This is a genomic window from Prosthecochloris marina, assembly GCF_003182595.1.
Lineage (GTDB): Bacteria > Bacteroidota > Chlorobiia > Chlorobiales > Chlorobiaceae > Prosthecochloris > Prosthecochloris marina.
The window spans coordinates 174,595-188,108 of sequence record NZ_PDNZ01000003.1; the positions used below are offsets into that span (position 1 = coordinate 174,595).

Sequence of the window (13,514 nt, forward strand, 5' to 3'; positions counted from 1 at the left end):
GGCTTGCCGGGCTTAGTGACGACGAGTGACGAGAAGAAAGGCAGGTCAGTGGGCAGTCTTCAGTTTGCAGTCGGCAAGCGTTTTGTAAAAGCTCGATGCTTGAGTAATACCACCAACACAACTAGTTCCCAAGGTACGAGGGAAGCAGGTTGATGCATGTGTTAGGTTTCTGGCTCCATTTGCGAGATCACCTTCTCAAAGTTCCAGGCGGCCACGTTTTCCAAGCCTGCGGCCAGATAGTCTGCCCTCGGCATCTTGAGTACATCCGCACCATGGAACACAGTATGCTCGATAGCAGTTCTCTGGTCGTCCGACAGGGAACTCCACCACGTCGGATTGACTGCCATGTTTTCACAGCCTGCGATTACAAAACGAAACAAGAACTCTCCACCATCTCCCTTCTCATGGATCCTCGTGGCCAAAGACTGCATGAATGGAATACATGCTCCAGAACTCGTCGAGTGCCAAGAAAGAAGAAGCCCCCAGCCTTCTTCCAGCGGCACAAACGAAAAGGCAAGCAAGCCCCAAGGTTTCGTGTAGTCTGCAAGATTTTGAAGTTGGCGACCCAAAAAGTCGAAATCGGGATAGATCACTCCTGAGAAAACGACGTTAGGCTTCTGACCTGTGCAAAAGAGAACATAGCACATCTTGGAGAACAACCGTTCGTTGATACACTCGTCGAAGACCTGTTTATGGTATTGCAGACTTTTCAGACCTATCTCGGTGCCCATTCGCATGCCATCGAGCAATTCATGAACCACAGAATCAGGTGGCAGCTGCTTCGCTTGCTCGGCGTAGAGCACGGCGGAGTATTCTTTGATGAACAACTCTCTGCATATGGATCTGTAAGCATAAAGGAGAACCTGCTCGCGTGTTGGCACTACAGGTCCCTTATCAATTGGAGCAAACACGTCGTTGTCATGTGCGGCGCAGAATCCTCGAAAAGTCGAAACTTTGCCTATGCCTTGCAGTGACAGTGCTATTGTTCCTTGATTTTGTCTGAAATCAGTGTAGTTCCTTGACGGCGCAATCACTTTCCCGTTTTCTGCGATCAGGGAAAGAGCACCGTTCTTCTGGATCGAATGCGCATCAACGATATGCGTGCATCTGCTGCCAGCGTCGAAGTGCAAGCAGCGCCCTTTCCTTTTGGACTTTCTGATTTTGGACAGATGTTCCTCAAGATCGTTCAAACCTGGGTATGAATGCTGTATTGGACCGGAAGGCTTCCCCCCATCCCTAGACCACGCAGCGAAAGCTGTGGAAATCCCATGCTTCTGAGCAATGAGGAAGTGCTCAGTTCCTATATCTCTGTCCGCAAAATCCGCAAGGGTGACCACTCTGGGTTCATGTTCAACCTTGAGTATTTTCCAGTAGTACTTTCGGATATTGAATGCGGCTTTGGCATAAGCTGATTGTGGATCATCTTCAAGCACCCAGCACGTAGCCAAGGCTCCCTCAACTTCACTGTTATGTGGATTGCAAGGCGTTGGCTCAACTCTGAGCGTCAAGCAGTACATCTGCATTGTCGATTATAGCAACCTAACATTAATCATTATCTGTACTACCAATTTTCTTAATCTACCACAAAAAATCTAAGGAAACACAGGGGTTTGATCCCATACACGACCGTCAAGTATGCGCCCTGATTTCTTCTTGTTCGTTCCTCCCCATTGTTTGAAAAAGAATGGAACATTTGCAGCAAGGCATTGTTCACGAATTTCCTGCACCCACTCAGGATCTATGGTGCGGGCTCTGCGACCACTTTCTCCACCAACAATAACCCAATCGATACCATCAAGATTCATGGATGACAAAGGTCCAAGAAGAGGTTCACATGAAAGAAACTTGACCTTTGCTCTCGTCTGACGCAATAGATCGATGCGGTCAATATTTCGGGCATTTTCAACCGATACGCCCATCCATACGTTATGCGGCCAGAAAAGCTGGTCTTCACTATCATAATACCTGAGGACATCTGCTCGTTTGGTGAGCACCTGGAAGACATGCTGGGGGTTTTGCCGCATAACTTCAAAGACATCACGAATGTAGTCCACCGGAACATCCTTATGGAAGAGATCGCTCATTGAGTTGACAAACACTACACGAGGTTTTTTCCACCTGAAGGGCTCCTGCAATACGCCAGGGTGCAGAGTCAATTTGAAACCATCGCGGTACTTGTCATTTCCCATCGCCTGCAATCGCCTTGCGAACGACTCTGCATAACAGTATCGGCAACCGTCGGATACCTTGTCGCATCCCGTCACTGGGTTCCAGGTCATTTCGGTCCACTCGATATGCGATTGTGCCATAACTCATACATTTTTAATTATTTGACCAGCGATCTTTTTAGCCGTTTTATTATTGGAGGCAAAAATAAAATAAAAGATTGGTGAATTCCGACTATTACGTAAAATCAGGGGTATCTTGGTCACATAAGTCCAGATACTTTTCAATTGTCTGATGTACAAATCAGCAGCATGATGAATCGCATCTTCAATCTTTTTCGAAGGAGAATCTTCACCAAATAAGCCAATTTGACCGGTTTTTTTGTAAAACTCGGCTCTGATAGCCTCTTCGGATAATCCAAAAAACGATACAAGGCGGTCAATATGTTGTATTTTCCCTGCTCTGTCAAGTAAACGATTAACGATCCCTGTTGGAAGCAAAATCCAAATATCTGTCCTGGTTTTTTGAAGACTCGCGATAGACTTCCACTCAATATCCATTCCGAACGGATCAAGAAAAACTAAAGCAGCAAGGTCTTTTCGGGTTAGCATTGAATCAGCAAGCTTCCTGAGCTGAATATTACAATCGCCTTCTTTGAATAGCATTTTTTTCCCTTCAGCCTTGGGTAAAAGCTCCAGTTTGTTTTTCAGTTTTTCGAGGCTTTGTTGTTTGTCAACGAAATAGTAATAGTCAAAAGACTTGTCAAGACATACAACCCGTTCTGCAGCCCCCTTGTATATATGCTCCTCGTATGGAGTGAGTTCCAACTGTTCATAAAGAACCGTTTGCACTTTGTCTTTTCTTGTTCCAGAACCTGCAAATCCATCGAAATAAATGGTTTTCCAATAATCATGTTTCCCGAGAATCGTGAGATAAGCCTCGACATACTTCGTGAAAGTATCAAGCTTCTGCTCCGTCCATTGACCACCCCATCTTTCAGGAGCTTCTTGAAGCTGAAGGACCGAATAATCGCTCATACTGTCATGTTGAGTTCGCTAATAATCTTCTCCAGCTGTTCGCCAGACGCCTCAATAACCGACGCCGAAAGCGTGTAGTTGATTGAGTTGTTATGCATTTGTCCCAATTAAGCGCTCGACTTCCTTTTCTAAACCAAAAATTTCTTTAGAGTTAATTGCCACTCCAATATTATTCGGAATTCGCGTTATAGGCACTGGTACGTTTGATGTTGGTGCTGTAACGATTTTTATTTCGCCTAACGCAGTGTGCATTGCCCCTGCACAGTGAACACCAAGAAGACGAATACGATGGCTGCCCATGTAAGTATTTCCTTGATTGTCCATATAACCGCCAATGTTCGCCAAAAAAACAGGTGAACCACTAGAGCCGGGAAAGCTTGCTATATCAGTAAGAAATTCGGATTTGCCGTTCCAAGGAACATTGGCATGTGTAGCAGTAATGCCTTTTCTTATAACTGGAAGATTATTTTTGGCATCCCAAATTCCATTGGGATAACCGATCATGACAATATCTTCCATAGACGAATAAGACTCACGCTCTTCATCTTTTGGGATAAGCTCAGTTTTCAAAGGGATATAGAAAAGCTTACCTCCGGTTTTTTGTACTTGATTCAGCAATGGACCTATGGGGAAAGCTGCAAGATCAACATTGGGATCTGGGTGTTTGATGCATTGGTTTTCAAAGTCGGCAAACTGGAATTGCTGATGTTTACCAGTATCAGGCAAGCCTTCTCCGGTAGCGAGAGTTACATGAAACCTGCTGAGATTTGCTTTAGCGACAACATGTTTATTTGTAATGATTACAGGAACAGCTGAATCTTCTTTTTGCAGAAAATTCATGTAAAAACCCGTGCCTGTAGCTATCCCCCCATCATGAAGAGTTGTTTCTATTCTCACAGTACTGTGAGTGAGCTGCTCCATTATTCCGAGGCTCATTGCTTCTCCTTATGCCCAACATTCTTTGTTATCTGTACTGCATATTTTCTTGCTCTCAGCAAACAATATACAGCACAAATACTTTTTTCGCATTCAAACATCTGCTATCAGCCAATATAAAGACATGATTTAATACCATTTATCCCCCTTGGCAACCGCATAACTCTCGATCAGCTTTATTCATCAACCTTTACAGAGCCAGCAAAGTCACCATTCCCGAAAGCCCCTGTTTTCAAAGGCTTAAAGAAACAATGAAAAATTGAGAGAAAAACAGAAGGGGGCTGTGCCCCCCCCCCCCTTATCATGTTCTATGAAGATTCCGGGAAGTGCTCCTATTGCCCTAACTCGCTATGTGAACCAAGACGAACCAGTTCAAAATTTTGGTTGTCACCAAGCCTGACCTGTCAGGTGACAGCCTTTTGCCATAGCTAGGGGTTTGATAGATAGAACGTTAGGTTCACCGGTGAGCTTCAGTGGTGAAAATCCGTGCCATTCAAAGGCTCAATAATTTGTCGTCAAAAGCTTGTCGGGTTTTCAAACTTTTTGTCAAGAAAGCTACCCTCAATATTATTCACCATTTCAACAAACCGATTGGCGGGGGCTGAAAACATGATCATATCATCTGGTATAAAACGCCGGATCAGGACATCCATCGACCCGACAATACACATTGGCCTATCTTTGAACTTTTGGTCATAGGGAATGGAGAAAGCCGATTGACATCCCGAAGCGTCAGGTATCAGTGTACCGCTTTCTTCCCGGTCATAAGTAGCCAAGGCAGTCAAATTTGCCAGCCCCGTAATATCCGGAAACAGATTGACGACTTCGATTTCCCTGTTATCATCGATTTTTTCGATTTGTTCAAAGTACAAGAATTTTTCTGGCGGAGTGTGAATCTCTGCTACCCAATCTCGATAATAAGCTCGGGCAAGGGCACGCGTTTTTTTAAAGCGTTCGATTTCAGCAATAAATTTTCCTTTATCGTCCACCGGTGGTGTGAAACCACCAAATTCCTGTATCCCAGGGCAGGCTTTCCCACAGTCTGCTGAGAACTGAATTCTCTTTCCCTTCTTTATGACAACTGCCCAATACATAAACATACAAACCCATCGATCCTTTTTGTAGATGAACGAATTCTCCAAGTTTTCCGCAGAAAAATACCAACCTGTTGCGGGATATTTAAACGGTATAACTTCAGACAGCTTTTGGAGACTGTCCTTGACAATTCTCGCTTCCATTAATCTTACCCCCATCACACAACGTTACTTCATTATCTGTACTACAAATATAATAGCTTTGCACCAACAATATACCGCATAACGCTCGATCAGCATTATTCCTCAATCTTTCCAGAACCTGCAGAGTCACCATTCCCGAAAGCCTCTGTTTTCATCGGCTCGATGAAAGGATGAAAAGCAAATGGGTGTATGGAACAAAATTGAGAGGAAAACAAAGAGGTTGTCTCATTAGTCCTACAATGAGTCTTTCTGTAGTCAGTCAGTATGGATGCCGCAACAAGCGCGGCATGACTTTCTACCGGAAACGTATACATGGGCCCGATAGCCGTAAAGCAGTGCTTTTGAGACAGCCTCATCACGTTCAATGAAGATTCTGAAAGGCCCCTATAATCCCAACTCAATATGTGAACCAAGACACACCAGTTCAAGATTTTGGTTGTCACCAAGCCTGGTTTGTCGGGAGGCAACCATTTTGCCATAGCTCGGTACTTGACAGATAACTTCTTTCGAATCGATTTGTTAGCAGCCTACATTGCATCATCAAATTCATCCCTGTATCGTGCTATGCCACCGGTCTTCGGCAAAACTCCGCTGTCGAACACCACAATCATGAACGCATCATCCGGCACACCTTCCCATTGACTGCGCAGTTGATATTTTGACGCGAGTTCGAAACCAAAACGCGGGTAATACTCAGGATGCCCTAAAACAATAACGAATGGACAACCGGCATTGCGCAAAAACTCAAGCCCGTATCGGACAAGTCGAGATCCAATCCCCTTTCTCTGTTGCGACGGCAATACCGACATTGGTGCCAATCCCATCCCGACTGCGGAGCACTCATCCACAGTAGCCGGAGTGAACAATATATGGCCGATAACAGAACCATCTTCAACAGCGACAAGCGATAAATACTCCTTACAGGATGCACGGAGTTTATCAACAAGAACTGCTTCCGGACCGTTATCGAATGCGATTACATTCAGATGGTGAACGGCATCACGGTCTTTGGATTCTTCTTGACGAATTTCGATCAAAAGTGTCTACTCCTTATTTCAAGTGGCTAACATTAGTCCCGTATTACAGATTTTCTTGCTCCATAGCAATACTATGCTGCTTAACATGCTGGCACTGAGTGGATAACATTCGTTTTTGCTGCCGGACTCTGCTCTCAACTCAACACCTCAAGTCCTTTTCGATCGACAATATCAAGCAACCGCTGGGCGGCGCCACTTGGCTTTTTTTCTCCCCGTTCCCACTGTTGGACAGTTGTTTTTCCGATACCAAGCATTGCGGCAAATACGGTCTGGCTAACGTGGTTTTCAGCCCGGATTCGGTGGATGAGACAAATGATTCCGCAACAAGACGAAGCGCCGTTTTGCCTTTATCCAAGATATTGACGCGCTCGTTTTTGGCAAAGGCGTAGAGAAAAATCAAGGAGCCAGAATCCTGAAAACAGGAAATCAGCCGGCAGTTTTCGGTCTCCAATTGTTTTGTCATAGCTGGGCACTTGATAGCCAATCACCGGCGGCTTTAGCCAGCCCCGGTGATTGGCTGATTCGCTGTCCTCTATCGCATCGAAAATAGACGAAACGGCTTAGATTTTTTTCCCTATGTAGAATGCGTAGCCATAATACTCTTTGTACGTATTATACAGCCGAGCCTCATGTTGTTGGTTTGCGATAAATTCCTCGGCAGCTTTATTACCCGCATTTTTCTCCAGGAAACGTTTATCTGCCTCTACTTTTGGAGCAAAGTAAATTTCCGTCCAGCAGTTTTCGGGCAAAATGAAAGTGGAGACCGGAATGTACCCGGCTTTTTGCATTTGTGCTACCTTATTGGAGATAGTATCTATTTCCGGATAAACACTCATCCAGAACTCCTCTATCTCAGCAGGGCGTTCCTCCGTAAACCATGTTCCTTCAGAAACAGCAATATAACCCCCGGTTTTCAGGAATTTCCGCCATTCATGAAGCCCCCGTTCAAAACCAATATTGTAGATCGCTCCTTCCGACCAGATAAGATCCAATTCTTCATCCTGGAAAGGAAGATTATCCATCGATTCAACAATGCCTTTCACTCTATCCTGAAGACCCAGTTTCTCGGCATTTCGGTTGAACAGGTCGATAAAAGTCGGAAAAATGTCGACACCTGTAATATTCCCCGGGGCGTGCTGCGCTAACACCATTGTCTGCCCACCTGATCCGCAGCCAATGTCTGCAATACGTGATTTATCGTCAAGATTATCGATAAAACTCAACGCTTTGATCGTTACTTCAGGGCTGCCTGGCCCCTGTCGTTTCAGGTTTGCAAAATATTCACAGATCAATTCCAGATCGAATTCATGAATCGACTTGTTTTCTTCGTTCATAATGTCACCTCATCTTTTATCAATTTTACCTTTTTCAGGCATTGGAAAGGTTCATCGAACGTTAATCAAGGTTTCCTGAACGATTCAACTCACTGCCAATTCGTGATTGGACCCACCTCTCCACAATGCAACAATCTTGTGTCTCTATACAACACTCCGAGACACTATTGTATATCCCAATATGCTCAATACCTCAACTTTTTCGCGACCGCTTCAGCCGCCTTGATCAAAGGGTATCCGGTCGGAGAACCGGTCAGAAGCGGATGAGTACCGAATTGCAAGGTCAACACCGAATGAATGGTCATCATGTTTTCGATGATTACGCCTATCACGTTGATCAGTTCGCCGGCGCTTGCTCCGCCGATGACGGATCCTCCCAGAACAAGGCCTGACTCACGGTTCACGATAAGCTTCACATACTGCTTGCTCACTCCGGGTAGCGTTCCAGGATGCTTGTCTATCCCTTCCGCCGATCCGGTAACGACGTCGAAACCTCTCTCGATCGCCACATGCTCCGTCACCCCCGCAGCTGCGAATGTCGTCCCCCCGATTGCCGTGGAAAAAATGGACATGGTGCCTCCGAAGGTTCTCAAACGCGAGAGCTTGTAAAGATTCATACCGGCGATACGTGCTTCAGAACAGGCCGTCGAAGCGAGCATCAACCCCTTGGCAATACGAGTAAAAAAAGAAAACTTTTCCGCGCAGTCACCGACGGCAAAAACATCCTTGTTCTCGGTGCGCATATACTCGTCCACCCTGATTGCACCAAACTCATTGAGTTTTATACCCGCGTCACGGGCCAGTGTGGTGTTTGGAAGATAACCGGTAGCCAGAATCACGGCGTCAGCTTCCAGCAGTTCTCCTCCGCTCAAGCAAACCCCGGCAACCTGACCGTTGCCTTCTATTTCCTCGACCTTCTCTTCAAGCCTCAATTTGACACCCCCGGCAGTAAGAATTTCCTCTGCACGGACGGATAGTTCTTCATCGAAAGCCATCTGCAGTACATGCGGCAGCACCTCGACGAGAGTGATATCCTTAGCCTTCTTGCCGAGTTCATCAGCAATTTCGACACCGATGAAACCTGCTCCGATAATAACAACCTTGCTGCAGGTTTCGAGACGACTCTTCAACGCTGCGAGATATTCACGATCTTTCGGGATGGTGAACACATTGTCAAGCTCGGTGCCTTTAAGCCAACCTGGCACTTTCGGTACCGATCCGGTCGCTATAACCAGCTTGTCGTAACAAATTTCAGCCCCTCCTTTGGTTCTGGCCGTTTTTGCCACTTCATCTATCGAAACAACCTCGTCGATCATGAGTTCTACCCCAGCCTGCTCGATATGGCTGACGGGAATGACATTCTGCTCGACGCCTTTGAGTGTTCCATAAATATAGGGAATCCCACAGGGCACAACCGCTTCGGCCTCCTTTCTGACGATAAGAACCTGTTTGTCCGGGTAAAAAGCCTTGCCTGTCGTTGCCGCAACGATACCTGCCGCACTACCTCCTATAACCAATACATCGATTTCTTTCTTCATAATCAGTGCTTAAATGGTAAATAAATACGAAAGATGTTGTTCAAGAGTAAAACCAGTCGGGGGACAAGGTAGGAAATAACAGCGAAGTCACACCATTCGCTATAAACTTTTTTCATTCATGGATTCGTTGTTTCATTTCTCACGATGGCTCACGGAAAAAAGGATGGAGGGGTTAACTGCATTAATCGACATACTCAACGTACTTTTCGAAATCCTCTTTCGGCGGCAGCTTGATGCCTCCGGAAGTACAAACAGCCACGCAACGGTCGCAGAGTACAAGGCATTTGTAAGGGTGTGCCACAACGAACTTGGGACGTTGGATTCCTGCCGGATCAGGTGGGCCCGGCTCGAATACACCGGGCTTGCAGAGCACCTTGCAGTCACCGCAACCGTTACAAAGATCGGGGTTTATGGTGGGATACCATGGAATATCCTCTCTTGGAACAAGAAGCCGCTTTTTCCGCTTCTTTCCCGTTTGTTTCGCCACCGGTACCGGTGAGGATGCCGGAGCTTGTATTGACGGTTGCACCACATCCTCCTTCTTCCATACACCGGTGGTATCAACCGACTCGTCCTCACATTTGTCCATAGCCCGCGACTTGAGCATAAGCCGCAGTGAACGGACAATCCTGAACATACAACCGTCACACGAAGGCCTCGAACAGCGACCGAAAAAACAATCAAAAAGCAACATAACTTAACGCATCTCCCGTCATTGCAGTTTCTCCCTCACAACTTCCTCAAACATTTTGATAGCATCGGGGATACCAGCCGGATTCTTCCCTCCTGCGGTAGCGAGTCCCGGTTTTCCGCCGCCGCCACCCTGCACCTTCGATGCGGCTTTTTTAACCAGTTCACCGGCGTTCATGCCGCATTCGCTGATTGCTTCATCGCCGGCGAAACCAACCAGTGTAACCTTTCCGTTCTCTTCACCGGCAAGCAGACCGACCCCGCGTCCGATCTTTTTCTGTAGAAAATGACCAAGATTACGTAATGTATCTGCTCCCGAATTTTCAGGTTTCATGACGAATATCCTGCAACCATTCACCGTATCAGCCTGTTCAAGCTGTTCGAGTGCCCGATCAAGAAGCAATGAAAGCCTCATGTCCTGCACCTGCTTATCGAGATTCTTTCTTTCTTCCAGAAGCTCCTGAACACGACCCACGACACTTTCATCCCCACCGGTTTTAAGCAGCAGACGAACCTGCTGCAACTCCTGATACTCACCCCAGAGCAGCTCTTCGGCCGCTTTGCCGCTAATCGCCTCGATACGGCGGATACCGGACGCAATCGAGGATTCATTGATAATCTTGAAGAGACCGATCTTGCCGACATTGCTCACATGGGTACCACCGCACAATTCCATAGACACACCAGGAACTTCCACAACCCGAACACGATCGGCATACTTGTCACCGAAAAACGCAAGAGCTCCTTTTTCAAGGGCCTCTTCATAGGGTACGTCCTCATGTTTGACAAGCTCACCTGCTTCTCGAATGCGCTCGTTGACTTCAGCTTCGACCGCCTCGAGCTCATGTTGAGAAACTTTTTCGAAATGGCTGAAATCAAAACGCAAGCGATCCGGCCCAACCATCGACCCTTTCTGTTGTACATGTTCACCAAGAACTTTTCTCAGGGCAGCATGCAGAAGATGGGTTGCTGTATGATTACGTTCCGTAGCCTCCCTTGCCTCTTTGTCAACTCGCACATATACAGGATCGGCACCATTGAATTCAATTTCTGCCGGATCGACCTCGAGCCCGGTACCGCGATCATACACTTTACTTGCAACATGGACAATCACATCCCCGTCTTTCTGTGTATCGACAACGTCAACACTATACTGTTGCCCTTCGATACGGCCCTTGTCACCTGTTTGCCCGCCGCTTTCAGCATAGAAAGGAGTACGGTCGAGAACAAGCTGCAACTGACCACCGGCAATTTTTACCCCGACAACCTTCGCCTCGGTATCGAGTGTTTCATAGCCGAGAAAAATCGTACGCGCTCTCTTGCCGAACCAGTTCCATTCACCCTGTTCATCGGCAATCTGCTGCTTCTGTTTACGGTCCTTGCGAGCCCTTTCCTTCTGTTCCTGCATGCATGTGTCAAAACCCTCTTCATCGATCGTCAACCCCTCCTCCAGAGCCATCAGCCTGGTCAGATCAAGCGGAAACCCATAGGTATCGTAGAGCCGAAACGCGTCTTCACCGCTAATTCTTGTTTGTTTCGAACCCCTGAGTGCAGCGATTATTTCTCCAAAAATCTCAATTCCCCGGTCAAGAGTCACCAAAAAACTCTCTTCCTCGGACCTGACAATTTTCTCAACAGTTTTCTGTTGTTTTCTCAGTTCAGGGAAGACATCTCCCATGGTATCCGCGATAACACCGACCAGCCTGTAGAGTACCGGTTGATTGCAGTCGAGCTTTTTCGCATAACGCACCGCTCGACGCAGGATTCTGCGCAGCACGTAACCACGACCCTCATTGCTCGGAACAGCCCCATCCGTGATGGCAAAGGTCAGCGTTCTTGCATGATCGGCAATAACCCGCATGGCGATATCCTGTTCACCGTCAAGCGTTGCGTTGTAGCCTATCCCGGTAAGACCGGTTATTGCATCGAAGAGGGGCCTGAAAACATCCGTATCGTAATTCGAACCTTTGCCTTGCAGCACTGCGGTAATCCTTTCAAACCCCATACCGGTATCGACATGTTTTTTCGGTAACGGCTCGAGCGATCGATCCACTTTTCGGTTGTACTGTATAAAAACAAGGTTCCACAGCTCTATAACACGATGGTCTCCTGCATTAACCAATTCCTTGCCTGACAGGTCCTCAGTCAGATCGATATGAATTTCAGAACACGGCCCACATGGCCCGGTTTCCCCCATCTCCCAGAAATTGTCTTTTTCATCGAACCTCATGATGTGACCGGAATCGATATCGGTCTCCTTTTCCCAGATTCCCAGACTTTCGTCGTCATCAGTATACACCGTCGCATACAGTCTTTCTTTGGGCAGTTTCCATACTTCTGTAAGCAACTCCCATGCCCAGACAATCGCCTCTTTCTTGTAATAGTCCCCGAAAGACCAGTTGCCGAGCATTTCAAAAAAAGTGTGGTGATAGGTGTCACGCCCGACATCTTCGAGATCGTTATGCTTGCCCGAGGCCCGAATGCACTTCTGGGTATCGACAGCTCTACTGTAAGGTCTGGAACCCTTATCCAGAAAAACGTCCTTGAACTGGTTCATCCCGGCATTGGTGAACAACAGCGTTGGATCCTCAGCAGGAATCACCGGAGCTGACCGAACAACGGTGTGCTCTTTTTGTCCGAAAAAATCGAGAAAAGACTGCCGTATATCACTGGACTTCATATGCTATCTTATATCTTGCTTTTAGCTTGTTATCAGGGGTATACACAGGTCGACCCCGTCGGAATTTCAAAGCTTAATGTAACAAAAAAGCCCGGGATTTTCGCCCGGCCAAACCCTTGCCATTCAGAGTGCTGCGGAAGCAATAATTCATGTTTTCATTTTTTTTTGATAAACTGTGAGTTACTTCTCAGTAAACGCGGTTATGATTATGAATGAGCTCGAGAACGCATTGGAATGGACGAAACAGCCCGTACCGGAGTTCCTGCGGGAACTTCACCCGACACAGCAGAAAAAAGCCATCACTTACATTGAAAACCTGGTCAGCTCCAAAACCGACGGGCTGGACGAGTTGTACCATGCGATCAGTATGATCGTTAAATACATCCCTCATTTCGTGGTTGTCCCCCTGATGGTCGAGCATATCAGGCCTCAGATTGCCGCCGGGGTATGTAAAAAAATGAGCACCGACCAGGCAACAGGCTATGCCAACGACTTGCCGCTGGAATATTTCAGCCAGGTTTCCCGCCATATCGACAACCAGCTTATGGCTCAAATTCTCAGTAAGATGAAAAAACACCGGGCGGAAAAATTCATTCATTACGAATTACAACACCATCTTCTGCATATGCTTGATATTGCCGAACATTTGGATGAACGAATGCTCGAAGTCGTAGCTAAACGTGTCACTTTACCGGAACACAGTGACGACCTTGTCAATCATCCACACAAAGAGGTTATAGAAAGGCTGAGGGAAATACAGTAGCAATCACGAAATGGCCGTTTCCTTTTGGCTTCCCCTTATTCATTTTCTTCCCTTTCCCACCCTATCCTGCCATAGAATGGAGTAACCTCAATATC

At 46.8% G+C, this 13,514-nt stretch carries 12 protein-coding genes; 1 reads left to right on the plus strand and 11 read right to left on the minus strand.

The window, feature by feature from the left end:
- Window positions 1–161: 161 nt before the first annotated feature.
- The 11 genes from CR164_RS05090 to alaS form a co-directional block, all read right to left on the minus strand.
- Window positions 162–1,523, minus strand: coding sequence for a hypothetical protein (locus tag CR164_RS05090; RefSeq protein ID WP_204901790.1), 1,362 nt, complete (start codon window positions 1,521–1,523; stop codon window positions 162–164).
- A gap of 69 nt (window positions 1,524–1,592) precedes the next feature.
- Window positions 1,593–2,309 (minus strand): DUF5131 family protein, encoded by a 717-nt coding sequence (locus CR164_RS05095; protein ID WP_110022853.1) that lies wholly within the window; start codon window positions 2,307–2,309, stop codon window positions 1,593–1,595.
- A gap of 3 nt (window positions 2,310–2,312) precedes the next feature.
- Window positions 2,313–3,203 carry a three-Cys-motif partner protein TcmP gene (tcmP, locus tag CR164_RS05100; protein WP_110022854.1) on the minus strand — a complete coding sequence of 297 codons (891 nt, stop codon included), beginning with the start codon at window positions 3,201–3,203 and terminating at the stop codon, window positions 2,313–2,315.
- A gap of 90 nt (window positions 3,204–3,293) precedes the next feature.
- Complete coding sequence (locus CR164_RS05105; RefSeq protein ID WP_161953484.1) at window positions 3,294–4,124, minus strand: S1 family peptidase; 831 nt, start codon at window positions 4,122–4,124, stop codon at window positions 3,294–3,296.
- A 530-nt stretch (window positions 4,125–4,654) separates the two neighbouring features.
- Window positions 4,655–5,377, minus strand: a complete 723-nt coding sequence (locus CR164_RS05110; RefSeq protein WP_161953485.1) for a DUF169 domain-containing protein — start codon at window positions 5,375–5,377, stop codon at window positions 4,655–4,657.
- A gap of 527 nt (window positions 5,378–5,904) precedes the next feature.
- The gene (locus tag CR164_RS05120; protein WP_110022858.1) at window positions 5,905–6,414 is read right to left on the minus strand and encodes a GNAT family N-acetyltransferase; all 510 of its coding nucleotides are present in this window, start codon (window positions 6,412–6,414) and stop codon (window positions 5,905–5,907) included.
- 134 nt (window positions 6,415–6,548) lie between these two features.
- Window positions 6,549–6,668: a helix-turn-helix domain-containing protein gene (locus tag CR164_RS13065; RefSeq protein ID WP_239994466.1), complete on the minus strand. Its 120-nt coding sequence runs from the start codon at window positions 6,666–6,668 to the stop codon at window positions 6,549–6,551.
- Window positions 6,669–6,974: 306 nt separating this feature from the next.
- Window positions 6,975–7,748: a class I SAM-dependent methyltransferase gene (locus CR164_RS05130; RefSeq protein ID WP_110022860.1), complete on the minus strand. Its 774-nt coding sequence runs from the start codon at window positions 7,746–7,748 to the stop codon at window positions 6,975–6,977.
- 185 nt (window positions 7,749–7,933) lie between these two features.
- Entirely contained in the window at window positions 7,934–9,286 is a 1,353-nt protein-coding gene (locus tag CR164_RS05135; protein ID WP_110022861.1) for an FAD-dependent oxidoreductase, read from the minus strand.
- A 181-nt stretch (window positions 9,287–9,467) separates the two neighbouring features.
- Complete coding sequence (locus CR164_RS05140) at window positions 9,468–9,980, minus strand: 4Fe-4S dicluster domain-containing protein (protein ID WP_110022862.1); 513 nt, start codon at window positions 9,978–9,980, stop codon at window positions 9,468–9,470.
- Window positions 9,981–9,998: 18 nt separating this feature from the next.
- Window positions 9,999–12,656, minus strand: coding sequence for an alanine--tRNA ligase (gene alaS / locus CR164_RS05145; RefSeq protein WP_110022863.1), 2,658 nt, complete (start codon window positions 12,654–12,656; stop codon window positions 9,999–10,001).
- 208 nt (window positions 12,657–12,864) lie between these two features.
- Between alaS and CR164_RS05155 the strand changes: the two genes are divergently transcribed.
- A complete protein-coding gene (locus CR164_RS05155) occupies window positions 12,865–13,419 on the plus strand; it encodes a hypothetical protein (protein ID WP_110022865.1) in 555 nt (184 codons plus the stop codon).
- Window positions 13,420–13,514: the final 95 nt, after the last annotated feature.

Excerpts from the sequence above, each read along its gene's own strand:
- CR164_RS05140 (WP_110022862.1), bottom strand. The coding sequence starts at position 9,980 with ATGTTGCTTTTTGATTGTTTTTTCGGTCGCTGTTCGAGGCCTTCGTGT.
- CR164_RS05130 (WP_110022860.1), bottom strand. The coding sequence starts at position 7,748 with ATGAACGAAGAAAACAAGTCGATTCATGAATTCGATCTGGAATTGATC.
- CR164_RS05090 (WP_204901790.1), bottom strand. The coding sequence starts at position 1,523 with ATGCAGATGTACTGCTTGACGCTCAGAGTTGAGCCAACGCCTTGCAAT.
- CR164_RS05095 (WP_110022853.1), bottom strand. The coding sequence starts at position 2,309 with ATGGCACAATCGCATATCGAGTGGACCGAAATGACCTGGAACCCAGTG.
- CR164_RS05110 (WP_161953485.1), bottom strand. The coding sequence starts at position 5,377 with ATGGAAGCGAGAATTGTCAAGGACAGTCTCCAAAAGCTGTCTGAAGTT.
- alaS (WP_110022863.1), bottom strand. The coding sequence starts at position 12,656 with ATGAAGTCCAGTGATATACGGCAGTCTTTTCTCGATTTTTTCGGACAA.
- CR164_RS13065 (WP_239994466.1), bottom strand. The coding sequence starts at position 6,668 with ATGCTTGGTATCGGAAAAACAACTGTCCAACAGTGGGAACGGGGAGAA.
- tcmP (WP_110022854.1), bottom strand. The coding sequence starts at position 3,203 with ATGAGCGATTATTCGGTCCTTCAGCTTCAAGAAGCTCCTGAAAGATGG.
- CR164_RS05135 (WP_110022861.1), bottom strand. The coding sequence starts at position 9,286 with ATGAAGAAAGAAATCGATGTATTGGTTATAGGAGGTAGTGCGGCAGGT.
- CR164_RS05105 (WP_161953484.1), bottom strand. The coding sequence starts at position 4,124 with ATGGAGCAGCTCACTCACAGTACTGTGAGAATAGAAACAACTCTTCAT.
- CR164_RS05155 (WP_110022865.1), top strand. The coding sequence starts at position 12,865 with ATGAATGAGCTCGAGAACGCATTGGAATGGACGAAACAGCCCGTACCG.